General features: G+C 67.6%; 22 protein-coding genes. 13 read left to right on the plus strand and 9 right to left on the minus strand.

Translation table 11 applies throughout. The features are described from left to right. Nucleotides 1–10: 10 nt before the first annotated feature. Complete coding sequence (locus D0901_RS13105) at nt 11–1,234, plus strand: ABC transporter substrate-binding protein (protein ID WP_129140751.1); 1,224 nt, start codon at nt 11–13, stop codon at nt 1,232–1,234. 96 nt (nt 1,235–1,330) lie between these two features. Here the strand turns inward: D0901_RS13105 and D0901_RS13110 are convergent, their stop codons facing one another. The 4 genes from D0901_RS13110 to D0901_RS13125 are packed head-to-tail and all read right to left on the minus strand — an operon-like array spanning nt 1,331 to nt 4,680. Beyond that, a complete protein-coding gene (locus tag D0901_RS13110) occupies nt 1,331–2,284 on the minus strand; it encodes a branched-chain amino acid ABC transporter permease (RefSeq protein WP_203234870.1) in 954 nt (317 codons plus the stop codon). Beyond that, nucleotides 2,284–3,153, minus strand: coding sequence for a branched-chain amino acid ABC transporter permease (locus D0901_RS13115; RefSeq protein ID WP_129140752.1), 870 nt, complete (start codon nt 3,151–3,153; stop codon nt 2,284–2,286). Before D0901_RS13115 ends, D0901_RS13110 begins: the two co-directional genes overlap by 1 nt. A gap of 1 nt (nt 3,154) precedes the next feature. After that, a complete protein-coding gene (locus tag D0901_RS13120; RefSeq protein ID WP_129140753.1) occupies nt 3,155–3,862 on the minus strand; it encodes an ABC transporter ATP-binding protein in 708 nt (235 codons plus the stop codon). Further along, on the minus strand, nt 3,859–4,680 hold the full coding sequence (locus D0901_RS13125; RefSeq protein WP_129140754.1) for an ABC transporter ATP-binding protein: 822 nt from the start codon (nt 4,678–4,680) through the stop codon (nt 3,859–3,861). Before D0901_RS13125 ends, D0901_RS13120 begins: the two co-directional genes overlap by 4 nt. Before the next feature lie 463 nt (nt 4,681–5,143). On the opposite strand from D0901_RS13125, the gene D0901_RS13130 reads away from it, so the two are divergent. Next, on the plus strand, nt 5,144–5,518 hold the full coding sequence (locus D0901_RS13130) for a phasin family protein (protein ID WP_129140755.1): 375 nt from the start codon (nt 5,144–5,146) through the stop codon (nt 5,516–5,518). 88 nt (nt 5,519–5,606) lie between these two features. On the opposite strand, the gene D0901_RS13135 is transcribed toward D0901_RS13130, so the two are convergent. Continuing rightward, on the minus strand, nt 5,607–6,500 hold the full coding sequence (locus D0901_RS13135; protein WP_129140756.1) for a DMT family transporter: 894 nt from the start codon (nt 6,498–6,500) through the stop codon (nt 5,607–5,609). Between the two features lie 120 nt (nt 6,501–6,620). Between D0901_RS13135 and D0901_RS13140 the strand changes: the two genes are divergently transcribed. Beyond that, nucleotides 6,621–7,181 (plus strand): DUF192 domain-containing protein, encoded by a 561-nt coding sequence (locus D0901_RS13140; protein WP_129140757.1) that lies wholly within the window; start codon nt 6,621–6,623, stop codon nt 7,179–7,181. A gap of 13 nt (nt 7,182–7,194) precedes the next feature. Here the strand turns inward: D0901_RS13140 and D0901_RS13145 are convergent, their stop codons facing one another. Beyond that, nucleotides 7,195–7,929 carry a ParA family protein gene (locus D0901_RS13145; RefSeq protein ID WP_129140758.1) on the minus strand — a complete coding sequence of 245 codons (735 nt, stop codon included), beginning with the start codon at nt 7,927–7,929 and terminating at the stop codon, nt 7,195–7,197. Nucleotides 7,930–8,265: 336 nt separating this feature from the next. Here D0901_RS13145 and D0901_RS13150 point away from each other — a divergent pair, with 336 nt between their 5' ends. The 3 genes from D0901_RS13150 to D0901_RS13160 all read left to right on the plus strand — a co-directional run bounded on the left by D0901_RS13150 (nt 8,266) and on the right by D0901_RS13160 (nt 11,108). Continuing rightward, nucleotides 8,266–9,273, plus strand: a complete 1,008-nt coding sequence (locus tag D0901_RS13150; RefSeq protein ID WP_129140759.1) for a DctP family TRAP transporter solute-binding subunit — start codon at nt 8,266–8,268, stop codon at nt 9,271–9,273. A gap of 70 nt (nt 9,274–9,343) precedes the next feature. Next, nucleotides 9,344–9,823: a TRAP transporter small permease gene (locus D0901_RS13155; RefSeq protein WP_129140760.1), complete on the plus strand. Its 480-nt coding sequence runs from the start codon at nt 9,344–9,346 to the stop codon at nt 9,821–9,823. Then, on the plus strand, nt 9,813–11,108 hold the full coding sequence (locus tag D0901_RS13160; RefSeq protein WP_129140761.1) for a TRAP transporter large permease: 1,296 nt from the start codon (nt 9,813–9,815) through the stop codon (nt 11,106–11,108). Before D0901_RS13155 ends, D0901_RS13160 begins: the two co-directional genes overlap by 11 nt. Nucleotides 11,109–11,275: 167 nt before the next feature. Here D0901_RS13160 and D0901_RS13165 read toward each other — a convergent pair whose 3' ends face one another. Continuing rightward, on the minus strand, nt 11,276–12,340 hold the full coding sequence (locus tag D0901_RS13165) for an alcohol dehydrogenase catalytic domain-containing protein (RefSeq protein WP_129140762.1): 1,065 nt from the start codon (nt 12,338–12,340) through the stop codon (nt 11,276–11,278). 81 nt (nt 12,341–12,421) lie between these two features. Between D0901_RS13165 and D0901_RS13170 the strand changes: the two genes are divergently transcribed. The 7 genes from D0901_RS13170 to D0901_RS13200 all read left to right on the plus strand — a co-directional run bounded on the left by D0901_RS13170 (nt 12,422) and on the right by D0901_RS13200 (nt 21,395). Then, complete coding sequence (locus D0901_RS13170; RefSeq protein ID WP_129140763.1) at nt 12,422–13,018, plus strand: malonic semialdehyde reductase; 597 nt, start codon at nt 12,422–12,424, stop codon at nt 13,016–13,018. Between the two features lie 431 nt (nt 13,019–13,449). Next, nucleotides 13,450–14,424 carry a TAXI family TRAP transporter solute-binding subunit gene (locus D0901_RS13175; protein WP_129140764.1) on the plus strand — a complete coding sequence of 325 codons (975 nt, stop codon included), beginning with the start codon at nt 13,450–13,452 and terminating at the stop codon, nt 14,422–14,424. A 162-nt stretch (nt 14,425–14,586) separates the two neighbouring features. Next, entirely contained in the window at nt 14,587–17,184 is a 2,598-nt protein-coding gene (locus D0901_RS13180) for a TRAP transporter permease (protein ID WP_129140765.1), read from the plus strand. Between the two features lie 9 nt (nt 17,185–17,193). Then, nucleotides 17,194–17,622 carry a universal stress protein gene (locus tag D0901_RS13185; protein WP_129140766.1) on the plus strand — a complete coding sequence of 143 codons (429 nt, stop codon included), beginning with the start codon at nt 17,194–17,196 and terminating at the stop codon, nt 17,620–17,622. Nucleotides 17,623–17,728: 106 nt separating this feature from the next. Next, nucleotides 17,729–18,556 (plus strand): MOSC domain-containing protein, encoded by an 828-nt coding sequence (locus D0901_RS13190; RefSeq protein WP_129140767.1) that lies wholly within the window; start codon nt 17,729–17,731, stop codon nt 18,554–18,556. Nucleotides 18,557–18,666: 110 nt separating this feature from the next. Further along, complete coding sequence (locus tag D0901_RS13195) at nt 18,667–19,179, plus strand: putative pterin-binding protein (RefSeq protein WP_129140768.1); 513 nt, start codon at nt 18,667–18,669, stop codon at nt 19,177–19,179. Nucleotides 19,180–19,208: 29 nt separating this feature from the next. Continuing rightward, nucleotides 19,209–21,395: an ATP-binding protein gene (locus tag D0901_RS13200; RefSeq protein WP_233440427.1), complete on the plus strand. Its 2,187-nt coding sequence runs from the start codon at nt 19,209–19,211 to the stop codon at nt 21,393–21,395. Between the two features lie 12 nt (nt 21,396–21,407). Here D0901_RS13200 and D0901_RS13205 read toward each other — a convergent pair whose 3' ends face one another. Continuing rightward, nucleotides 21,408–23,315 (minus strand): metallophosphoesterase family protein, encoded by a 1,908-nt coding sequence (locus D0901_RS13205; RefSeq protein WP_233440428.1) that lies wholly within the window; start codon nt 23,313–23,315, stop codon nt 21,408–21,410. 255 nt (nt 23,316–23,570) lie between these two features. Then, nucleotides 23,571–24,233, minus strand: coding sequence for a phosphoribosyltransferase (locus tag D0901_RS13210; RefSeq protein ID WP_129140770.1), 663 nt, complete (start codon nt 24,231–24,233; stop codon nt 23,571–23,573). Nucleotides 24,234–24,247 lie beyond the last annotated feature (14 nt).

Genomic DNA, 24,247 nt, shown 5'->3' on the forward strand with positions numbered 1-24,247 from the left:
GATCTCTGCAATGACCGTCAAGAAACCGCTAATCGGTGCCATTTCCGCCATCGCCTTGGCGACCAGCATGTCCGCCCTGGCGGCTCCGCTCAAGGTCGGGGTCCTGGTTCCGCTCACCGGCGACCTGCAAAGCTACGGCGAACCCGCGCTCAAGGCCACGCAACTGGCCGCCGAGGAGATCAACGCCGCCGGTGGCGTGATGGGCGAGGACGTCGAGATCGCCAGCGGCGATACCCAGACTTCGCCCCAGCCCGGCGTGGCCGCGGCGCAGAAGCTGGTCAACGTCGAGGGCGTCAGCGCGATCATGGGCGCGCTGTCCAGCGGCGTGACCATCCCGGTCGCCCAGAGCGTGGCCAAGCCGGGCAAGATTCCGCAGATCAGCAGTGCCTCGACCTCGCCGGTGGTCACCTCCCTCGACGACGACGACTTCCTGTTCCGCACCGTGCCGTCCGACGCCTTCCAGGGCGTGGCGCTGTCCCAGATCACCGCCGACAAGGGCTACGAGACGGTCAGCGTCATCTACATCAACAACGACTACGGCAAGGGCCTGGCCGATGCCTTCACCAAGGCCTTCGAGGGCCAGGGCGGCAAGGTGGCGGCGACCGTGGCCTACGAGCAGGGTCAGCCGGCCTATCGCGGTGAGCTGCAGCAGGCCGACAGCGGCGACCCCGAGGCGCTGGTGCTGATCGGTTATCCGGAAAACGGCCAGACCATTCTGCGTCAGGCGCTGGAAGGCGGCTACTTCCGCAACTTCGTCTTCACCGACGGCATGAAGGCGCCCGAACTGGTCGCCAACCTGGGGGCGGAATACCTCAACGGCTCGGTGGGTACCGTTCCTCAGGCCCGCGCCGACTCGCCGGGAGCCAAGCACTTCAGCAGCGCCTACGAAAAGACCTACGGCGCGGTACCGCCCAAGCCCTATCTGGACACCGCCTACGATGCCTTCTACCTGATCGCGCTGGCCGCCGAGGCCGCCGACTCCACCGACAGCGTGGCGATTCGCGACCACCTGCGCGACGTCGCCAACCCGCCGGGCGAGAAGGTCGGGCCGGGCGAGTTCGACAAGGCGGTCAAGCTCCTCGAGGCTGGCAAGGACATCGACTACGAGGGCGCCTCCGGTTCGGTGAACTTCGACGACAACGGCGACGTTCCCGGCACCTTCGGCGAGTGGACCTTCGAGGACGGCAAGATCGTCACCAAGCGGATCTTCGAGCCCAAGATGGACGAGAAGTGAGCAGCGCCGCGGGCCGAAGGCCCGCGGCAATCCCACCGCTTGCAACGCAAACGCCCCGGCCAGTTGGCCGGGGCGTTCGTCGTTGCGGGCAGGGGCTCAGCGCTTGCGCCGGCGGTCGGCGATCAGCCGCGGCGGCTTCTCGGGGAGGATGCCCTCCGGCCGGGTCACCAGGATGACCTGCAGCAGCACGCCGATCAGCAGCACGCGCAGCGCCGCGCCCTGGGTGGCGTGCTCGGCGGGCAGCAGGTCGGTGAGCAGCTCGGTCACCGACCACACGCCCCACACCACCACGGCGCCGAGGATCGCGCCGCGATTGTTGCCGCTGCCACCGGCGATCAGCATCACCCAGACGATGAAGGTGCCGTAGAGCGGCATGAACGCCTCGGGGCTGAGAAAGCCGAAGAAGTGCGCATAGAGTCCGCCGCCCAGGCCCATGATCGCCGAGCCGAGCACGAAGGCCTGCAGGCGGAAGTTGGCGATGTCCTTGCCGGCCGCCGCGGTGGCTGGCTCGTTCTCGCGGATCGCGCGCAGCACGCGCCCCCAGGGCGAGGCGTAGGCGCGCTCGACCAGGAAGTACACGGCCACCACGAAGACCGCCACCACCAGCAGATAGCCCAGCGGCGTGTCCAGCGGGGTCCCTTCCAGGGGCCGCGGGATGCCGGCGATGCCGCGCACGCCGTTGGACAGCCAGTCCTCGTTCTTGATGAACAGCCGGATCATCTCGGCGATGCCGATCGAGGCGATCGCCAGATAGTCGGTACGCAGCCGGGCGGTGATCAGGCCGATGATCACCCCGATGATCGTCGCGGCGATCACGGCACCGGCCAGCCCCACCAGGAAGGGCATGCCGAAGCCACCCAGGTAGGCGGGGCTCGAGGGCGTGGTGAGGATGGCGCTGGTGTAGGCGCCCACCGCGAAGAACCCGGCGATACCGATGTTGAACTGGCCCGTGAAGCCCCACTGCATGTTGAGGCCCAGGGCGAGCACGGCATAGACGCCGGCGAAGGTCAGAAACGAGACGAGATAGGACGCGATGCCGCTGAGTTCCATCACAGTGTCCCCTTGAAGATGCCCTGCGGGCGCAGGATGAGCATGCCGACCATGATCGCGAAGGCCACGGCGGGCTTGTAGGCGGCGGGGATCAGCAGCGTCGACATCTCCATCGACACGCCGATGATCATGCCGCCGGCGATCGCCCCGTAGGGCCGGCCGATGCCGCCGAGGATGGTGGCGGCGAACACCGGCAGCAGGGCGGTCCAGCCCATCACCGGGTGCAGGCGGGTGTCGATGCCCAGGAAGACGCCGGCCGCGGCGGCCAGCGCGCCGCCGATCACCCAGGTGACCATGATCACCCGCTCGGCGGGGATCCCCGAGACCAGCGCCAGATCCATGTTGTCGGACATCGCGCGCATCGCCTTGCCCAGCCGCGAGCGGGTCAGGAACAGGTGCACCGCGATCACCAGGCCCAGCGAGATCAGCATGATCCACAGGTGGTCGGGCTTGAGGCGAATGCCGCCCAGCCAGTCGAGCCGCCAGGGAAACTGGATACCGGTGGCGTAGGTCTGGTTGTCGGAGCCCCAGATCAGCTGCACCAGGCTGCGCAGGATCAGCGCCATGCCGAACGAGGCGATCAGCAGGATCACCGGCTGGGTGCGCCGCAACCGGCGGTAGAGCACCTGGTCGATGAAGACCGCGATCACCGCCATGCCGACCATAGCCGCCGGCAGCGCCCACCAGGCGCTGAGATGGAAGGCGGAGATGAAGGCCAGGCCGAGGTAGGCGCCGAGCGTCATGAAATCGCCGTGGGCGAAGTGGGCGAAACGCAGGATGCCGAAGATCATCGACACGCCGATCGCGCCCATGGTCAGCACGCTGCCCAGCACCAGGCCGTAGACGAGCAGTTGCAGGATATCGGTCATCTCAACCCCCCAGGAACATTTCGGCGACTTCCGGATCGGCCAGGAGGTTGGGACCGGTGTCTTCGTGACGGTTGCGGCCGGTGGCCAGTACGTAGCCGCGATCGGCGATCGCCAGTGCCTGCTTGGCGTTCTGCTCGACCATCAGCACGCCGATGCCCTGGGCGTTGATCTCCTTGATCCGCTCGAAGGTTTCGTCGATCAGCAGCGGCGAGAGCCCGGCGGTGGGTTCGTCGAGCATCAGCAGCTCGGGGTCGATCATCAGCGCGCGGCCCATGGCGACCATCTGCCGCTCGCCGCCGGACATCAGCCCGGCCTGCTGGCGGCGCCGCTCGGCGAGCTTGGGGAACAGGGTGTAGACCTTGTCGAGGCGCTTCGAGAGATCGCCCTTCATCAGGTAGGCGCCCATCTCGAGGTTCTCGCGCACGGTCAGTGAGGGAAAGACGTTCTTCTCCTGGGGCACGTAGGCGATGCCGCGCCGGACCATCTGTTCCGGCTTGGCGTTGGTGATCGCCTCGCCCTTGTAGCGCACCTCGCCGGCGCGGATGCGCAGCAGGCCGAACACCGCCTTCATGGCCGTGGACTTGCCGGCGCCGTTGGGGCCGATGATCACCACGATCTCGTCGGGGGCGACGCGCAGATTGGTGCCCTGGAGGATATCCACGCCGCCGTAGCCACCGTAGATCTCCCGGGCGTCGAGCAGGTTGGTCATGAGGCGTCCCCCTGGTTGGCCGAAGTGCCGCCGGGCGTGACGTTCTCGCCCATCCGGCCGCTCGCGCCACCGCCGAGGTAGGCCTCGCGGACCTGCTCGTTGCGGCGCAGGTCCTCCATGGCGCCGGAGGCGATCAACTCGCCGTTGGCCATCACGTGGACCGGGTCGCAGAGCGCCGAGATCAGATCCATGTCGTGCTCGATCACGCAGAAGGTGTAGCCGCGCTCGCGGTTCAGGCGCAGGATCGCCTCGCGGATCTTGCCCAGCAGGGTGCGGTTGACGCCGGCGCCGGGTTCGTCGAGCAGCACCATCTTGGCGTCGGTCATCATGGTGCGCCCCAGATCGAGCAGCTTCTTCTGGCCACCGGAAAGGTTGCCGGCCAGTTCGTCGGCGACGTGGGTGATCTCCAGGAAGTCGAGCACTTCGTCGACCCTGGCCAGCACCTCGCTGTCCTCGTCCTTGACCCGTCCCCAGCGCAGCCAGGCCTTGAACAGGTTCTCGCCGCTCTGCGACGGGGGCACGACCATCAGGTTCTCGCGCACGGTCATGCGCGAGAATTCGTGGGGGATCTGGAAGGTGCGCACCAGGCCGCGATGGAAGAGTTTGTGCGGCGGCAGGCCGGTGATGTCCTCGTCGTCGAGCAGTACGCGGCCGCTGGAGGGCGGGAAGAGTCCGGCGACCATGTTGAACAGTGTGCTCTTGCCGGCCCCGTTGGGGCCGATCAGCCCGGTGATGCTGCCCTGCGCGACGTCGAAGGAGACGCCTCGTACTGCCTGGAGGCCGCCGAACGTCTTGGAGACGTTGTCGATTCGAATCAAGGAGGAGCTCCTCGCAAGCGTCTTGTTGTTGGCGGGCTGGGCGCGTCAGGACGCAGGGGCATCCGCCGCGACAGCCACGGCCTGAGTCAGATTGTCGTTTGAAGGCAGGTTCGCGATGCCCGTGGCGCCAATGGCCGGGGCTGGCCGGGAAGCTACCGTTGAATGACCATACAGGGGCGTGGCGTTGCGCGACAAGCGCCGCCGACGATGAGATTTAAACGTTCGTCCGCTCGGCTCGTGGCGGTGCTCGGTCCATCGCTCGGGGCATGTGCCGCGGCCCGGCCCGCACCGTGTTCGCCGTGGGTGACACGGGAGGCGTGGCCGTCGATCGGTAATGTGCCCAGGGAAGAGGGAAGAGGGAAAATCGTGAATCTCATGTTGCGACGCAGCAATGGCTTTGCTATGTTGCAGTGCAACGAAGGCCGACATCCTTCGGGTCAGCAACCATTACGGAGGTGCAACCATGGCTACCAACACCAATACCGGCTTCGATCAGGCCACCAAGCAGTTCGAATCGCTGTTCTTCGGTCCGGCTCGCGCCTATGCGGCAATGAGCATCGACTACACCGAAAAGCTGCTGAGCACCCAGTTCGACTTCGCCAAGACCTACAGCGACGCTGCCCTGAGCCAGGCGCGTGCCCTGCTCGACGTGCGTGATGCGGAAGGCATGCGCACTTACGTCGAAGGCCAGCAGAAGGTCGTCAAGGACCTGAGCGAGCGCTTCAAGGACGACGCCGAGAAGGTCGTCTCCCTGAACCAGGACTTCGCCAAGCAGAGCCAGAAACTGGTCGAAGACAACGTCAAGACTGCCAGCAAGGCAACCAGCCAGGCCAAGTAAGCCTGACGGTTCCTGCAGTCTCCCGACAGCCGACGGCAAGCGCCGTCGGCTGTTTTCGTTCGTCCCCCGGGTGGCGCCGGGAGACGGGTCAGGCGCCCTCGTCGCGGGATGCGGGGGCGGGCGAGCCCCGGGGGCGACGCGCCGGCAGGCGCACGTTGATCACCGCCAGGCCGGCGACCACCAGCAGGCCGCCGACGAGCTTGTTGATGCCCAGCGGGTCATCGAGCAGCCACATTCCCAGCAGCACGGCGAAGACCGGCATCAGCAGCGAGAGCGGCACCACCCGGCTGACCGGATGTTTCTGCAGCAACCGATACCACACGCTGTAGGCGACGATCGACGACATCACCGCCGTATAGAAGACCGCACCCCAGCCCGTCCAGCCGGCGCGCCCCAGCGCCGCCCATTGGTCGCCCTCGAACAGCCAGCTGCCGAGGGCGACCTGGGGGATCGCGAGCAGGGCGATCCAGCCCGCCAGCGTCAGCGGCGGGATGCCCGGCGAGGCCTTGATGATCAGGTTGGAGACCGCCCAGAAGAAGGCGCTGGCCAACAGCAGCGCGGTGGGCAGCGGGGCGGGCAACGACGGCCCGCCGGCGAGCACCACCACGCCGGCGAAGGACATCGCCAGGCCCAGCCAGCGACGCAGGTCGAGCCGTTCCTTGAGAAAGACCGCCGCGAGCAGGGTGGCGAAGGGCGTGCCCATCTGCACCAGCAGCGCGCCGGTGCCGGCTTCCGCCTGGCCCAGTCCCAGGAACAGCAGCGGGAAATGCAGGCCGCCGAAGGTCACCGAGAGGACCAGCAGCCAGGGCAGCTGGCGGCGGGTGATCCGCGTGAAGGGCACCACCAGCACGGCGACCAGCATGAAGCGCAGGGTCATCAGCAGCAGCGGCGGCATGTCGGCCACGCCGACCTTGATGACGATGATGTTGAGCGCCCAGATGGCGATCACGGTCAAGCCGAGCAGAAGGTCGCGAAGCGGCACGAAGCATCCTCGATGAGCGGGCGAAGAACCTGACGAGAGGGCGATGAGCCAGTATAAAGAAGGCGGCACGGGGCCGCGAGGCGTGGCCGAGTCGACAGACGACGATCAGCGGAGGCGAACATGCGGCGCAACGCCCAGGCAAATCGATTGGCGCGGTGGCTCTGGGCGTCCGGTCTCGGGCTGAGCGCCTCGCTGCGGCGCAACGCCCAGGCAAATCGATTGGCGCGGTGGCTCTGGGCGTCCGGTCTCGGGCTGAGCGCCTCGCTGGCGGGGGTCGACGTCCGGGCCGAGTCGCTGCCGCTGACCCTCGAGGGTGACGCGCAGCGCACCGAGCTGAGCGTGGAGATCGCCGACGACCCCGCCGAGCGCAATCGCGGCCTGATGGCGCGCGACCACCTGGCGGCGGATGCCGGCATGCTGTTCGTCTACCCGCGCAGCCAGACGCCGCAGGGCGCCTTCTGGATGTATCGCACGCGGATTCCGCTGGACATCGCCTTTCTCGACGCGAGTGGCGTGATCCGTGCCATCCGCCACATGGTCCCCTGCCTCAGCGAGCGGTCCGCCGACTGTCCCTCCTATGCGGCCGGGGTCGCCTTCCGCGCCGCGCTGGAGGTCAACGCCGGTTTCTTCGCCGACCACGGCATCGATGTCGGCGACCGAATCGTCTCGCCGCCGTGGTGAGTGATCGGCGCTGTCACTGCAGGCGCTGGCGAATCTCGCGCCACAGGCCGGCATAGGCCCGCCCACCGGCGCTGGCGCGGGCGAAGTGTGACACCGGGGCGCGCTCCAGACCCATGCGCTCCACGGCGCTGGCGTTGGGGATCACCGTGGACAGACGGGTCGGCCAGCGCTCGCCGAGGGTATCCATGACCTGGCGGTGCAGGGTCTTGCGCCGATCGGCGAGGGTGAAGAAGGGCCACACCGGGCAGGCGTGATTCGTCTCGTCGAGGTGGCCGCGCAACTGCTCCAGGGTGCGCAGCGACAGGGTGGTGGGCACGATCGGCACGAGCAGGGCATCGACGCTGGAGAAGACCTGCTCGGCAAGCGTCGACAGACTCGGCGGGCAGTCGAGCAGTACCAGGTCATAGTCGTCGACGACCGGCCTGAGGAGCTTGCGCAGGCGGCTGAGCTTGCGGCCCTCGAGGAGCTGTTCCATGTCGCGCGAGCCGATCGCCGCCGGCAGCAGATCGAGGCCCTCGACGCCGGTGTCGCGGATCACCTTGTCGAGAGCCGCCTTGCCCTTGACCAGCTTGTCGACGCCGCCTCGGACCTTGGGTTTGGCACGCAGGTAGAAGGTGGTCGCCGCCTGGGGGTCGAGGTCCCAGAGCAGCACCCGGTGGCCATCGCGACACGCCTCGGCGGCGAGATTGACGGCGGAGGCGGTCTTGCCCACGCCGCCCTTGATGCTGTAGAGCGCCAGCATCTGCATGAGCGCCTCCCGGGCCGTTTCGGCGTTTGCTGGGGTTGTCTTGCGGGTGACACAGTGTAACAAGCGTGCGGCGCGGTTCCGTGACGATTCGATGACAGGCGGCGGGCGGCACGCCGAAAGGCGAGGCTTTCATTCATTCGCCGGCGCTTTACAATGGACACCGGATCGAACCCCGGCGCCCCTATCCTGCCCCGGGGCGCCTCGGCGACCGGCCACGAGCCGGACGTCGCGGGTCCTCACCCCCGGACCTGCATGCGCGACGAAGCCACCGGACTTCGCACAACCATAACGTAGCCAGCCCCGGCCCGCCGGCTGGCGCATGCAAGGACTCACGACATGTCGACACGCCGCTTCAACGGACTCGCCGCCGCCCTCGCGGGGGCCGCCCTGCTGTGCTCCGCGCTCACCGCGCAGGCCCGCGAATACTCCGTCTCCACCGTGCTCTCGAACGCCTTCCCCTGGGGCCAGGGCGCCGACAAGTGGGCCGAGCTGGTCAAGGAGCGCTCCGACGGGCGCATCACGCTGCGCGTCTATCCCAATTCACAACTGGTCAACGGCGACCAGACCCGCGAGTTCTCGGCGATGCGCCAGGGGCTGATCGACATGGCGGTGGGCTCGACCATCAACTGGTCGCCGCAGGTGCCCCAGCTCAATCTCTTCTCGCTGCCGTTCCTGATGCCCGACTACGACGCCGTCGATGCGGTCACCGGCGGCGAGGCCGGCGAGCAGGTCTTCGCGGCCATCGAGTCGCGTGGCGTGATCCCGCTGGCCTGGGGCGAGAACGGCTTCCGCGAGCTGTCCAACTCCAAGTTGCCGATCGATTCCCCCGAGGACCTCGAGGGCCTGAAGATCCGCGTGGTCGGTTCACCGCTGTTCCACGACACCTTCACCGCACTGGGCGCCAACCCCACCCAGATGAGCTGGGCCGACGCCAAGCCGGCGCTGACCACCGGCGCGGTGGACGGTCAGGAGAACCCGCTGTCGGTGTTCGACGTGGCGCGCATCGACCAGGTTGGGCAGAAGTATCTGACGCGGTGGCACTACATGAACGATCCGCTGATCTTCGCCGTCAACCGCAACGTCTGGCAGCAGTTCCCCGAAGCCGATCGCGAACTGCTGCGTCAGGCCGCCGTGGACGCCGGCGCCTGGGAGATCGAGAAGTCGCGTGGCGAGCGTGACGAGCGCCTGGCGGCGATCAAGGAGCGCGGGGTCGAGGTCATCGAGCTCGACGACGCCCAGCGTCAGGCCTTCGCCGATGCGACCCAGAGCGTCTACGACGAGTGGGCGCCGCAGATCGGCGAAGACCTGGTCGAGACCGCCCGCCAGGCCGTCGAGAACCGCTGAGCCTCCAGGTTCTCAAATCCGTAAGCCCGTTGGTCGGCCGGTGTGCCGACCGATGCATGACGAGGTCCACATGAAACCGCAACCGGATGCGCGACTCGAGCGCGTTCTGGCCACGCTCGCCCTGGTGGTGATCGCCCTGATCAGCTTCGCCAACGTGGTGGTGCGTTATGTCACCGATGCCTCCTTCGCCTTCACCGAGGAGATATCGGTCTTCCTGCTGGTGGTCGTGACCTTCGCCGGCGCGGCGGTGGCGCTGCGCCGCAACGGTCACATCCGTATCGGTCTGGTCGAGCGGGCCCTGCCGCCCGGCCCGCGGCGGGCGCTGATCGCGCTGCAGGGACTCGCCGGCCTGGTGGTGCTGGGGCTGATCACCGGTTACGGCGCGCAGATGGCCTGGCAGGAGTATCACTGGCAATCGCTGTCGCCGGGGCTCGGCGTGCCGCAATGGTGGTACCTGGTGTGGCTGCCGGTGTTGTCTCTGTTGATGCTCGTGCGGCTGGTTCAGCAGACCCTCGATCGCTTGCGCGGAGGGCTCGCCGATGAGTCCTGATCTGCTGATGATCGCCAGCTTCGGGCTGCTGTTGCTGGCCGGCGTACCGGTGGCCTTCTCGCTGGGCCTGGCCGGGGCGGTGGGGATCGTCACCGGACTCTCGCCGGAGATGCTGGCGACGCTGGGCACCAACACCTACAACAGCATCGCCAAGTACCCGCTGATCGCCATTCCGCTGTTCATCCTCACCGGCTTGATCTTCGAACGCGCCGGTGTCGCCGCGCGGCTGGTGCGCTTCGCCCAGGCGTTGATCGGCCCCCGTCACGGCGGGCTGGCGCTGGTCGCGGTACTGGTCTGTCTGATCATGGGCGGCATGAGCGGCTCGGGCCCGGCGGATGCCGCGGCGGTGGCGATGGTGATGCTGCCCAGCATGACCCGCGCCGGCTACCCCAAGCCGTTCTCGGCGACACTGATCGCCGCCTCGGCCTCCACGGCGATCCTGATTCCGCCGTCGGTGGCGCTGATCCTCTATTCGATCGTGGTGCCGGGCGTCGACCTGCGCGCGCTGTTCGCCGCGGGACTGTTTCCCGGCATTCTGGCCGGCGTGGCGCTGCTGCTGCCGGCGTTCTGGCTGTCGCGGCGTTACGGCTGGGAAGCCCCCGACGCCGTCGAGCGACCGGCGCTGGGGGCGAGCTTCCGTCAGGCGATTCCCGCACTGTTCGCCCCGGTATTGATCCTCGGCGGGTTGCGTAGCGGCCTGTTCACACCCACCGAGGCCGCCGTCGCGGCGGTGGCCTACGGCGTGGTGGTGGGGGTGTTCCTCACCCGTGAGCTCGACTGGCGCGAACTCTGGCGGTTGATCGGCGAGGCGGCGACGATCTCCGGGGTGGTGATGCTGATCATCGCCCTGGCGGGGATCTTCGCCTGGGCAGGCACCATGCTGGGGACGTTCCGTCATCTCGCCGAATGGCTGATCACCCTGTCCGACAACGGTGCGGTGCTGCTCGCCCTGATCATGATCGCGGTGCTGCTCGCCGGGATGCTGCTGGATGCCATCTCGATCTATCTGATCCTGATGCCGATCCTGATCCCGGTGATGCAGCATTTCGGCTGGAATCCGGTGTGGTTCGGCATCCTGCTGGCGATGAACATCGCCATCGGTCAGTACACGCCGCCGGTGGCGGTCAACCTGATGGTCACCACCGAGGTGGCGGGCATCCGCCTCGAGCAGACCCTGGGCTGGGCGCTGGTGTTCGTCGCCGCCATGGCGGTGGCGCTGCTGCTGGTGGCGCTGTTTCCGCCGATCGCCCTGTGGTTGCCGGGCGTGCTGGGCTACAACGTCTGAGAGGGTGTTTACAAATTAGGCGAGCGAAGGCAAGACAAGGCAAAATCGGCCGAAAAAGCGGAGTTTACACAGAGTAAATGAGCATTTTGAGGCCGATTTTAACGCCGTATTGTCGAGCGCAGGCATTTTGTAAACACCCTCTGAGAGCCTCTAGGTGGATAAACTCGCTAGGTATCCATGACCAACACCGGCTTGATCACCCGGCCGGCCTCGGCGTCCTCGGCCGCCGCCTCGATGGCCTCGAAGGGGTAGCGCGTGATCAGACGCTCGAGGGGAAAGTCGCCACGGCGATGTGCATCGAGCAGCCAGGGGATGAAGCGCTGCGGGTCGGCGTCGCCCTGGATCACCGAGTGGCCCTGCTGACCCGGCTCCAGGCCGCCGCCCGCGGCGCCGGTGAGCCAGGCCACGCGGCCATCGGCGGCCAGCCACCCGGGGATGGCGGCGAAGATGGCGGCATCCCCGGCCGTGTCGATCAGCGCCGGCGCGCCGGCGGGAAAGGCGTCACGCATCCCGCCCGCCAGTGCCGCCTCGGGCGCCAGGGTGCGGGTCGCGCCCAGTGAGGCGGCCAGCTCGCGGCGCTCGGCGAGCGGCTCGATCACCACGCGCGGCTCGGCGCCGACGATGTTCGCCGCCAGTAGTGCCCCCAGCCCCACCGCGCCGGCGCCGACGATCGCCAGCCCCTCGCCGGCGGCCAGCGCCAGGGAGTTGACCACCGTGCCGGCGCCGGTCTGCAGCCCGCAGCCCAGCGGGGCGACCAGCGCCAGGTCGAGTTCGCGATCGACGCGCACGGCATTGCGTCGCGCGGCCAGCGCATGGGTGGCGAACGCCGACTGGCCGAAGAAGTGCCCTCGCACGCCGTCGCTCAGGGCGTTGCTGCCATCCAGCCGGGTGCCGGCGAAATTGAGGGTCATGAAATGGGCGCAGTCGGCGGGATGCCCGGCGCGGCAGGCCGCGCACGCCCCGCAGGCGGCGAAGCTCAGCACCACGGCGTCGCCGGGGGCGAGATCGTCGACATCGCGCCCCACCACCTCGACGATACCCGCGCCCTCGTGCCCCAGCACGCTGGGCGTCGGGCAGCTCGCGGCCATGTCGAGGTCGGTATGGCAGATCCCGCAGGCATGAATCCTGACGAGGATTTCATCGTCGCGGGGCGCGTCGAGTTCGAGCGTTTCCAACCGCCAGCGCGCGCCTGAGCGACCGGCCACGGCCGCGCGGATTGTCTGTCGGTGCATGGGGATGTCCTTAGCCAGCTAGGATTTCGCCAATGCCTTCCTTATAGTCGTTGATTCTCACTTCGCAAAGGAGCCGTCGGCATGTCATCGACCGTCGATCAGCAGGCGCTGGAGCAGGCCTTTCTCTCGGCACGGACCCATCACGCCTTTCAGCCGCAGCGCCCGGTGGACGAAGCGACCCTGAGGCAGCTCTACGAGCTGCTCAAGTGGGCACCGACCTCGATGAACTCGCAGCCCGGGCGCTTCGTGTTCGTCACCAGCCCCGCGGCCAAGGCACGCTTGCTGCCGAGGGTCGCCGAGGGCAACCGGGCGCAGACCGAGCAGGCGCCGGTCACCGTGATCGTCGCCTACGACACACAGTTCTACGAGCACCTGCCCGAACAGTTTCCGGTCAAGGCCGATGCTCGCGAGATGTTCGCCGGTGCCCCGGCGAGCGCCGAGGAGAACGCCTTTCGCAACGGTTCGTTGCAGGGCGGTTACCTGATTCTGGCGGCGCGGCTGCTGGGACTGGATTGCGGACCGATGAGCGGTTTCGATCGCGCCGGCGTGGACGCCGAGTTCTTCCCGGAGGGTCGCTGGCGCAGCAACTTCCTGGTTAACCTGGGTTACGGCGACGCCGACGAGCTCTACCCGCGCGGGCCGCGCCTGGATTTCGAGACGGCGGCGCGCGTTCTCTGAGTCGGCCCGGCGGCGGGTGCGTTCGCCCCGGGGCATCGAGCACGGCCGGGGCAGGGGAGTGAGCGGCGGGGCCGTCTCTGGCGTGCGTCTCGGGGCGCCGACCACTCGTCGGGCCGATCGCCGACGAACCTGGCAATCAGGTAGCGGGAAGTTCTGTCAGGTGGCTTCAAGGCGGGAAAAAATATTGTATGATCACAACCGCTTAACTGACCCTTCCCGAAAAATCGGATCGGTTGAGGCAAACGCCCTGTAAACGCTGGGCTGAACTACGCTTGACGGAAGGCGACGCCATCGTATCGCAGCGGGCAGGCGGTGAGCATGGCGTCGTATCGGGGGCACACCGCCCGAGCGCTTTCCGAGCCCGTCTGGAAAGCCGGCACGCGCCTCGGGACGTGAACCCGTGACAACAAACTCAAGAAGAGGTGTCTTGCATGAAACGCCACTTGCTATCCGCACTGTTCTCCGGCGCCCTGCTGGGAGCCGCGACCCTGGGCGCCGCACCCGCCGCCCAGGCACAGCAGAACTTCATCACCATCGGTACCGGCGGCCAGACCGGCGTCTACTATGTGGTCGGTCAGTCGATCTGCCGCATGGTCAACCGGGTCGACGACGCCAACATCAAGTGTAACGCGCCGTCCACCGGCGGTTCGGTGGCCAACATCAACGGCATCATGTCCGGCGAACTGGACATGGGCGTCGCCCAGTCCGACGTCGCCTACCGTGCCTACAACGGCGAGGGCACCTTCGAGGAGCCGTTCAAGGAACTGCGTTCGGTGTTCTCGATGCATGGCGAGCCGCTGACCCTGCTGGCCCGCGCCGACTCGGGCATCGAGACACTCGATGATCTCAAGGGCAAGCGTGTCAACATCGGCAACCCGGGCTCCGGCCAGCGCGCCACCATGGAAGTGCTGATGGACGCCAAGGGCTGGGATACCGGCGTCTACTCGCTGGCCTCCGAGCTGACCGCCGCCGAGCAGGCCTCCGCGCTGGCGGACAACAACATCGACGCCATGGTCTATGTGGTCGGCCATCCCAACGGCTCGATCCAGGAAGCGACCACCACGGTCGATGCCAAGCTGATCCCGCTGACCGGCGACGCCGTCGATTCGCTGGTCGAGAAGTATCCCTACTACTCCAAGGTCACCATCCCCGGCGGTCTGTACAAGGGGAATCCTGACGACGTCGAGACCTTCGGCGTGAAGGCGACCGTGGTCACCGATGCCGACACCGATGCCGATACGGTCTACCAGACCGTCAAGGCGGTGTTCGAGAACTTCGACCGCTTCAAGAAGCTGCATCCGGCATTCGCCAACCTCGAGCCCGAACAGATGATCAGCGACGGTCTGACCGCACCGCTGCACGAAGGCGCGGCCCGCTACTACAAGGAGCGTGGCTGGATCGACTGAGCCCGGGAAGCATCCCGCCTTGCTCATGATGCGCGGCTGCCCTGGGGCAGTCGCGCATCTTTGGTTATCGGGCGTCGCCGCGACGCCTACACTTAGACGCAGTCGACACCCTTCCCCACGGCGGTGATCAGCGGCGGGGTGTTGGTCTCACAGGGCATTGTCATGGCTGAAAACAACACGTCGGCATCCGCCAGCTCCCAGGATCTGGAGGATCTGGTCGCTTCCAGCGATACCGGATCGCGCAAGCTGGGCGGTGCGCCACAGAAGATTCTCCTGGGTGGCGCGGCCGCCTGGTCGCTGTTCCAGTTGTGGATTGCCTCGCCGCTTCCCTTCATTCTGCGCTTCGGGGTCTTCAGTGCCACCGAGGCGCGCTCCATTCACCTGGCCTTCGCCATGTTCCTGGCCTATCTCGCCTATCCGGCGCTCAAGCGTTCGCCGCGCGACCGGGTTCCGGTGAGCGACTGGATCATGGCGATACTGGCGGCCGGGGCCGCCGCCTATCTCTATCTGTTCTACGATCAGCTCGCCCAGCGTCCCGGCAACCCCATCACTCAGGACGTGGTGGTCGCCGTGGTGGGCGTGCTGCTGCTGCTCGAGGCGACCCGCCGCGCGCTGGGCCCGCCGCTGATGATCGTGGCCATCGTGTTCCTCGTCTACTCGCTGGCCGGCCCCTACATGCCGGGCATGCTGGCGCACCGCGGGGTGAGCTTCGAGGGGCTGGCCAACCACCAGTGGCTGACCACCCAGGGGGTGTTCGGCATCGCGCTGGGCGTGTCGACCAGCTTCGTGTTCCTGTTCGTGCTGTTCGGCGCGCTGCTCGACAAGGCCGGTGCCGGCAACTACTTCATCAAGGTGGCCTTCTCGCTGCTCGGCCACTACAAGGGCGGTCCGGCCAAGGCGGCGGTGGTCGCCTCGGGCATGACCGGGCTGATCTCCGGCTCGTCGATCGCCAACGTGGTGACCACCGGCACCTTCACCATCCCGATGATGAAACGGGTGGGATTCTCCGCCGAGAAGGCCGGGGCGGTCGAGGTGGCCTCGTCGGTCAACGGCCAGATCATGCCGCCGGTGATGGGCGCTGCGGCCTTCCTGATGGTCGAATACGTGGGCATCTCCTACGTCGAGGTGATCAAGCACGCCTTTCTCCCGGCGTTGATCTCTTACATCGCCCTGGTCTACATCGTTCACCTCGAAGCCATGAAGGCGGGCATGAAGGGGCTCGAGAGCAGCAATCCGGTCAAGCCGCTGCTCAACAAGGTGATCGGTTTCCTGACCGGCCTGCTGGCGCTGATGGCGCTGTCGTTCGTCGTCTATTACGGGCTGGGCTGGCTCAAGCCGGTGCTCGGCGAGGCCACGCCCTGGGTGGTTTCCGTCGTCCTGGCGTTGGTCTACGTGGGGCTGCTCAAGGTCGGCTCGAACTATCCCGAACTCGAGGAGGACGATCCCAACGAGGAAGTGGTCAGGCTGCCCCGGACCCGCCCCACGGTGATGGTCGGCCTGCACTACATCCTGCCGGTGATCGTGCTGGTGTGGTGTCTGATGGTCGAACGCCTCTCGCCGGGCCTTTCGGCCTTCTGGGCCACGGTGTTCATGATCTTCATCATCGTCACCCAGCGGCCGATCATGGCGGTCTTCCGGGGGCACAGTGACATGGCCAGCGACATCCGTGCCGGCTTCGTCGACCTGTGGAGCGGCCTGGTCGACGGGGCGCGCAACATGATCGGCATCGGCATCGCCACGGCGACGGCGGGGATCATCGTCGGGGCGGTGGCGCAGACCGGCGTCGGCCTGGTGCTGGCCGATCTGGTCGAGACGCTGTCGATGGGCAATCTGATGCTGATGCTGCTGCTCACCGCGCTGCTCAGCCTGATCCTGGGCATGGGGCTGCCGACCACCGCCAACTACATCGTGGTCTCGGCGCTGCTGGCGCCGGTGATCGTCTCGCTGGGGCAGCAGAACGGCCTGCTGGTGCCGCTGATCGCCGTGCACCTGTTCGTGTTCTACTTCGGCATCATGGCCGATGTCACGCCGCCGGTGGGGCTGGCCTCGTTCGCCGCGGCGGCGGTCTCGGGGGGCGACCCGATCCGCACCGGCTTTCAGGCGTTCTACTACAGCCTGCGCACCGCGGCCTTGCCGTTTCTGTTCATCTTCAACACCGACCTGCTGCTGATCGACGTCGACCTCTGGCACGGGCTGCTGATCTTCGTCGTCGCCACGCTGGCGATGCTGATCTTCGCCGCGGCGACCCAGGGCTTCATGCTGGTCAAGAGTCGCTGGTACGAGAGCGTGCTGCTGCTGCTGGTGGCCTTCACGCTGTTCCGCCCCGGGTTCTGGATGGACATGATCCACGACCCGTATCGCGACGTGCCGCCGGCGCAGTTCGAACAAGCGCTCGGCAATCTGGGCAAGGGCGACAACCTGCGTGTCCAGGTCGACGGCGTGGATGCCTATGGCAACCCGACCAGCTTCTTCGTGCTGATCCCCGCGCCGGAGGGCGCCACCGGCACCGAGCGCATGGATAACCTGGGCCTGCAACTGATGCAGGAGGACGGCAAGACGCTGGTCGACATGACCACCTTCGGCAGCCAGGCGGAGGAACTGGGTTTCGAGTTCGACCAGCAGATCGTCTCGGTCAAGGCGCCGGTCGAGCGTTGGGCCAAGGAGTGGATGTGGATTCCGGGGCTGGCGGTATTCGTCCTGGTGGTGCTGTTGCAGCAGCGTCGTCGGCGGGGCTCGTCCACGCCGGCACCGGCCGTATAGGGGGATCGCATGTACCAGAAGATCGTCTTGCCCATCGACATGAACGAACCGGCCTCCTGGGAGCGGGCGTTGCCCACGGCGCTCGCCCTGTGCCGGACCTTCGGGGCCAGCCTGCACGTGGTCACCGTGCTGCCGGACTACCACATGCCGCTGGTGGGCAGTTTCTTCCCGAAAGACTTCAGCGAGAAGGCCCGTCGAGCGCTCTCCGAGGCGCAGCATCGCTTCGTCGCCGAGCACGTGCCCGAGGACGTCTCCACGCAGTGCATCGTCGCCGAGGGCTCGCCCTACGAGGGAATCGTCGAAAGCGCCCGCTCGATCGGTGCCGATCTGATCGTCATGGCGTCCCACAACAAGCGCAAGCTGGCCGATCTGCTGATCGGCCCCAATGCCGAGCATGTGGTGCATCACGCCGGCATCTCGGTGATGGTCGTGCGCTGAACGGGCCGGCGGGTGCGCCGTGATCGGCGGATCGAGATGACAACGCGTCGCCAGACGCTATGATGGGGCAGCGACGCTGCCCCATGCTTTTTTACCAGGAACGCTCATGAGCGATACCCAGACGCTAGCGCGTCTTTCCGAGATATACCGTTATCCCGTGAAATCCACCGCCGCCCGGTCGTTGACGCGAGCCCTGGTGAGCGAGGAGGGGCTCGATGGTGACCGCCGCTACATGCTGGCCCGGCCGGACGGTCGCTTCGTCACCGCGCGTACCCATCCGGCGTTGCAGCGTGTCATTGTCGAGCCGGTCAACGGCGGGCTGGACCTCCATCACCCCGAGGCCGGGTCGATCGAAGCCCGCGAGACCCGCTTCGCCCGGGAGTCGTTCACCACCGCGGTATGGGGCGATACGTTCGCCGCCGTGACGACCGAGTCGGCACTCGATGCCTGGTTCAGCGAGATCCTCGGCGAGCCGGTCAGGCTGTTGTGGCTGGGTGCGACGTCGCCGCGCTATCGCGAGTCGCTGCAGCGCCGGGTGAGTTTCGCCGACGGCTATCCGCTGATGCTGATCTCGCAGGCCTCGCTGGAGGCACTCAACGCGCGGATGGACGCGCCGCAGCGGATGATCCAGTTCCGACCCAACCTGGTGGTGGCGGGAACCGCCGCCCACGCCGAGGACGCCTGGGCGCGGATTCGCATCGGCGAGGTCGAGTTTCGCGTCGATACGCCCTGCGCGCGCTGCAAGATGATCACCGTCGACCCGACGACCGGGACCTTCCAGGCTCGGGGCGAACCGTTGCGCACCCTGGCCGGCTATCGGCGCGGGGCCGACGGCAAGGTCCTTTTCGGCCAGAATCTGATCGCGCTCAACACGGGGGAACTGATCGTCGGGGCGCCGGTCGAGGTGCTGGAGACCCGCGCGACCTCCATTTAGGCGCTGCCTGGCAGCCGCGAGACACGCGGTGTCATAGCGGACCGGCGGCCAGGCCGAGACGGCCCGACGGACGGAGCCGGGCTCCACAAGACTGCATAACGAGGCTCGCCATGCGCCATTTTCCGCGCTTGCTGTTGGCACTGCTGTTGCTCATGGGGATGGGGGCGCCGGCCTGGTCGGCGACGCCACTGCCGAAGCCCACGGGTCGGGTGATCCTGACCGTCTCGGGCAACATCACCCGGACCAATGTCGGCGACGAGGCTCGCTTCGATGCGGCGATGCTGAACGACCTGGGATTGCACACGGTCGCGACTCACACGCCCTGGACCGACGGCGTCTCGCACTTTGCCGGCCCGTTGGGCCGCGACCTGCTGGATCGGGTGGGCGCCAAGGGCAAGGTGCTGCGCGTCAAGGCGCTCAACGATTACGTCTCCGAACTGCCGGCCAGCGACTTCTACGACTACGACGTGCTGCTGGCCCTGGAGCGCGACGGCAAGCCGATGTCGGTGCGCAGTTTCGGGCCGCTCTTCGTGCTCTATCCGTTCGACGCCAAGCCCGAACTGCAGACCGAGAAGATCCGCTTTCGCAGCGTCTGGCAGGTCGTCAGCATCGAGGTGGAGTAGGCCCGCGGGCCTGATACCGGGAGATTAGCGTGCATTACCCCCTGCGACTCAAACTGGGCGCGGTCGCCGCGGTGTTCTGCTTCGTCACCGCGCTCGGCGTGGTCAGCCTGATCTTCTGGCGCCAGGGCAGCCTGGTGCCGATGATCGGCAGCGACGCCGGCTGGGTCGCCTACAAGCTCGACCGCGAGACCGTGGAACTCAGGAGCCAACTGTTGCGCAGCCGACCGGGCTCGACCGAGGATCTCGACGAGCTGCGCCTGAGCTTCGACCTGCTCTACAGTCGTACCCAGTTGCTGCGGGATGGACAGATCGGCGACCTGATTCACGCGATACCCACGGTCGACGGGCTGATCGCGCCGATTCTCGACCGGGTCGCGCGGCTCGACGACGACATCCGCTCCCTGGAGACCCTGACGCCGGCCGTCATCGATCGGCTGCAGGAACGCTTTCATGCGCTCGGCGGGGACACCCAGCGCCTGGTGATGGCGATCAACGAGCACTTCGCCCAGACCAAGACCACTGCCCGCGAGACGATGTTCAAGCTCTACACGCTGTTGCTGGCGCTGATCGTGCTGATGAGCCTGGCGACGCTGGTGGTGGTGCGCTTCCTGTTCCAGGAGGCGCGCGACAACGACGCCTCGCGACGTACCCTGGAAACGCTCAGTCGAGAACTCGAGGTCACCGCGCGGCGTGCCGAGTCGGCGAGCCGCGCCAAGTCGGACTTCCTGGCGATCGTCAGCCACGAGATCCGGACTCCCCTCAACGGGGTGATCGGCATGAGTGCACTGCTGCTGGATCGTCAGCGCGATCCGCGCTCGCGGCACTACGCGCGCACCATTCACGAAAGCGCCGAGATCCTGCTCAGTCTGATCAACGACATCCTCGACTTCTCCAAGATCGAGGCCGGCCGACTCGAGCTGGAGGTCGAGGCCTTCGATCTGACCCGCTGCATCGACAGCGTGATACAGCTCTTCACGCCGCGCCTGGAGGACTCGCCGGTCCGCCTCGAACGCGACATCGATCCCGCGCTGCCCCCGTGTCTCAGCGGCGATGCCGGGCGGCTGCGCCAGATCCTGCTCAACCTGCTCTCCAATGCGCTGAAGTTCACGGCCGTCGGCGAGGTGAGGCTCAGCGTCGGGGCTTGCGGGGAGGGCCGGGTGCGTTTTGAGGTCAGCGACACCGGTTGCGGCATTCCCGCCGAGCGTCGCGATGTGCTGTTCGAGCCGTTCCGTCAGGGGGACGCCTCGACGGCGCGCCGCTACGGTGGTTCGGGCCTGGGACTGGCGATCTGCAAGCGGCTGGTCACGGCGATGGGCGGCGACATCGGTTTCGAGAGTCGCGAGCACCAGGGCAGTCGCTTCTGGTTCGAACTACCGCTCGAAGCCGCCGACGCCTCGGCGGTGTCGGCGCCCGCGCCCGCGCTGTTTCCCGAACGCCACGAGGCGGGGCTGGCGGGGCGCCTGCTGGTCGCCGAGGACAACCCCGTCAACCGCCAGGTAGCGGTCGCCATGCTCGAGCGTTTCGGTCTCGAGGCCGAGGTGGCCGAGGATGGCCGGAGCGCGGTCGAGATGGCCGCCCGGGGCGGCTACGACCTGATCTTCATGGACATGCAGATGCCCGGCATGGACGGTATCGCCGCCACCCGGCGCATCCGGCAGCTCGCGGGGGCAGCGGGTCAGGTACCCATCGTCGCCATGACCGCCGGCGCGCTGGAGGGCGAGAAGTCGCGGGCCCTGGCGGCGGGCATGGACGGTTACCTGACCAAGCCGATCCTGCCCGACCAGCTCGAGCGTCTGTTGCGTCGCTATCTCGGCGACGCCGCCTCGGCGCCCACCGAGTCGGCGGGCGCCGAGGCGGCGAACGACGTGCTGGTCGATCGTCATCTGCTCGCCGAGTTCGAGCGCTCGCTGGGTCGCGAGGGGCTGGAGGAGTTGGTCCAGCTGTTTCGCGCTCAGGTGCCCGAACGCCTGGCACGCCTGGATGCGGCCCTGATGGCCGGCGACGATGACGCCCTGCGCCGCCAGGCGCATCTGCTCAAGGGGGAGTCGTCGGGGCTGGGGTTGCGGCGTGTGGCGGCACTCGCAGGCGCGCTGGAAAGGCAGGTGGCCCAACTGGGCGAGGCGGCGCGTCGACAGCGCATCGACACCCTGCGACGCACCCTCGACGAGACGCTCGGGACCCTGCGGCGGAGCGGCCCTGCCGGTGCCCGGCGCTGAGCGCCGCGGAATTCAGTGGAACCCGGTGTCGCGGCCGTCGCTGCCCAGTTGCACCACGTCGCGGGGGCGCCCGCGGTCGTCGAGGCGTACGTAGCCGATACCCGAGGCGTTCCACAACCGCTCGCCGGCCTTGGCGCGATCCGGGACCAGCGGGCGGACGTGCATCCGGCGACGCTTGGTGAAGAGGTTGAGCGGCGACCAGGGAGCGTACAGCCAGCGGTTGAGGCGATCGAACCAGTCGAGCAGGGTGTCGGGAAAGGTGTTCTTCAGCCCGCTGCTGGTGACCTGCCAGATGTGCGGACCATGCTCGCGCTGGCGCAGGCGCACCTCGTAGACGAAGGAGTAGTGCACGTCGCCGGAGAGGATCACGTAGTTGCCCGGCGTCCGGCGGTGGCGAAAGATGTTGAGCATCACGCTCGCCGCCCCGCGATGCGCCATCCAGTTCTCCGCGTCGACCAGCAGCGGCTTGCCGAACCAGGTGAAGACGCGCTGGATGCCCTCGATCAGCTTGACGCCGAAGATCGGCGCCGCCGAGACCACGATCACCGAGGCTTCGTCGAGCAGCTCCTGCTGGAATTCGCTGAGCGCTTCCCAGTCCATCAGCCCCGAGGGGCGGTGACGCGCGCGCTCGCTGCGCCAGCGCCGCGTGCGGGTGTCCAGCACCACCAGCCTGGGCGAGCTCGCCAGCGTGTAGCCCCAGCCCTCGAAACGCAGCAACTCGCCCGCCACGCGATCGTGCTCGGCCGCTGGCAGGCCGGCGTCGTCGACGTTGGCGAGCAGGGCCTCGAGCGCTGTCATGGGCCCGGCCAACTGCTCAGGCGCGTTGCCCCAGCCCTGGCAGAGCAGGTAGGCGAGCAGCGCATTGCCGATGATCCGCCGCGAGAAGGGATGGCCGTAGGCGGTTTCTTCCCAGGCCGCGGTCAGGTTCCAGTCGTCGGTGACGTCGTGATCGTCGAAGATCATCAGCGTCGGCAGTTGCGCGAGAAGGCGTGCGGTGGCGGGCAGGTCGGCGACGAACGCCTCGATCACCGCTTGTTCGTCGGCGTAGCGCGCCGCCTCGGTCGCGTCGAGGTGAGGCCGCTCAGGGGCGATCAGCCGCCAGGGCACCGGCGACCAGACCAGCAGGTACATGGCGAGGACTTCGGCGAAGGTGATCAGGTGATTGGAGGCGTTGGCGGTGGTGAAGATGGGCTTGTTGACGCCACCGAAGAAGCGCTCGCGCAACGCCTCGTTGGACTCGAACTCGGGCAGCAGGCGCTCGCGATGGTAGTAGGTGTCGGGGTGCGCGAAGAGGGCGTCGCTGTCGCCGACTACCGCGCCCTCGAGGGTTTCGCCGTAGAGGCCCAGGCGCCGGATCAGGGCGTGAATGGCGACCAGCATGGGGCCGGCGACGTCGTCGGCGTAGATCTGGTCGCCGGTGAGCATCAGCAGGGCCGGGCGCTCGTGCGGTTCGTCGCGATGCTCGGCGAACCAGCGGTCGGCACGCGCCATGCCATCGCCGGCGGGGTGGTGGGGGCGCCGGCAGGAGCCGTGCAGCAGCGCGTCGATACGCCCACGGATCACGAAGTCGGGGTGGGCCTGTCCGGGGTAGAGCAGGTGCGGCGCCCAGTCGGCGATACCCCGGCGGTTGCCGTCGGCGTCGACGATGTGCAGGTCGTAGCCGATGCGCTCGTCGCAGGGCAGGGGCGTGTCCGGCACGACGTGAATCAAATGGACCCAGGCCCGGGTGCCCAGGCGCAGGCGCCGACAGGCGGCCGCGTCGAGTGTGTGGCACTCGGCGGGGGCGTCGCCGGGATACAGCGTCAACGTGAGGTCGAGAGCCCGGCTGGCGACCAGCCAGAGCGTCACGCCGCCGGGCTCGGTGCGGCGCAACAACGGGCCGGCCAGTACGTCCGGCAATGAATCTGTCGTGGAATCCAAGGGTATGCGTCCCTGCGCGAGCCGGGCAGGCATTGTCTGAAAACTGCCTGCGCTCGGCCATACTGCGTTAAAAATCAGCTCAAAATGCTCATTTACACCCCATAAACTCCGCTTTTTCACTGATTTTTGCCTTGTCTGACCTTCGCTCGCCGACTTTTTCAGGCAATGCCTGAGGCACGAGAAAGGCCGCGGCGGGTCGTGGCCGAAAGCGTCCAGCTTAGCGCCCCGCCTGGCGCCTGGCCATCGTCGGGCCGTTCATGCCTGCGGCGGCTGAGTGTCCCCCTGCTCGCGCAGGCAGGCGCGCACCTCGTCGTCGCCGGTCTGATCGAAGTGCCGGTACCACTGACCCACCGCACTGAAGTCCGCCGGTGCGGCCAGGCATTCGACGCGATCGACCTCGGGACGCAACGCCTCGAGGCTGTCGGGCGCGGCCACCGGCACCGCCAGGATGCAGTACTCGGCGCCCAGCCGGCGTACGGCGCGAATCGCCGCGCGCATGGTCGCCCCGGTGGCGATGCCGTCGTCGACCAGGATCACTTGCCGGCCGGCCAGCGAGGGATAGGGCCGCTCGCCGCGAAATGCGCGCTCGCGTCGCTCGAGTTCCCGCTGCTCGCGGGCGACGACCGTTTGCAGGGCCCGATCGTCGAGCCCCAGCCGGTGGATCAACGGCTCGTCGAGGACCTGCACGCCGCCGCTGGCGATGGCGCCCATGGCGAACTCCTCGTGGCCCGGCACGCCCAGCTTGCGCACCACCATCACGTCGAGCGCGGCACCCAGGGCATGGGCGATCTCGGCGGCGACCGGCACGCCGCCGCGCGGCAGGCCGAGTACCAGGGCCGAGGCGTCGACGTTGCCCCGTAGCCGCTTGGCGAGACGTTCGCCGGCATCGCGGCGGTCCCGCAGTGGCAGGTCGTTCATGGCTGGCTCCTTCG

Source organism: Modicisalibacter coralii (assembly GCF_004117855.1).
In the GTDB taxonomy this organism is placed as follows: Bacteria; Pseudomonadota; Gammaproteobacteria; order Pseudomonadales; family Halomonadaceae; genus Modicisalibacter; species Modicisalibacter coralii.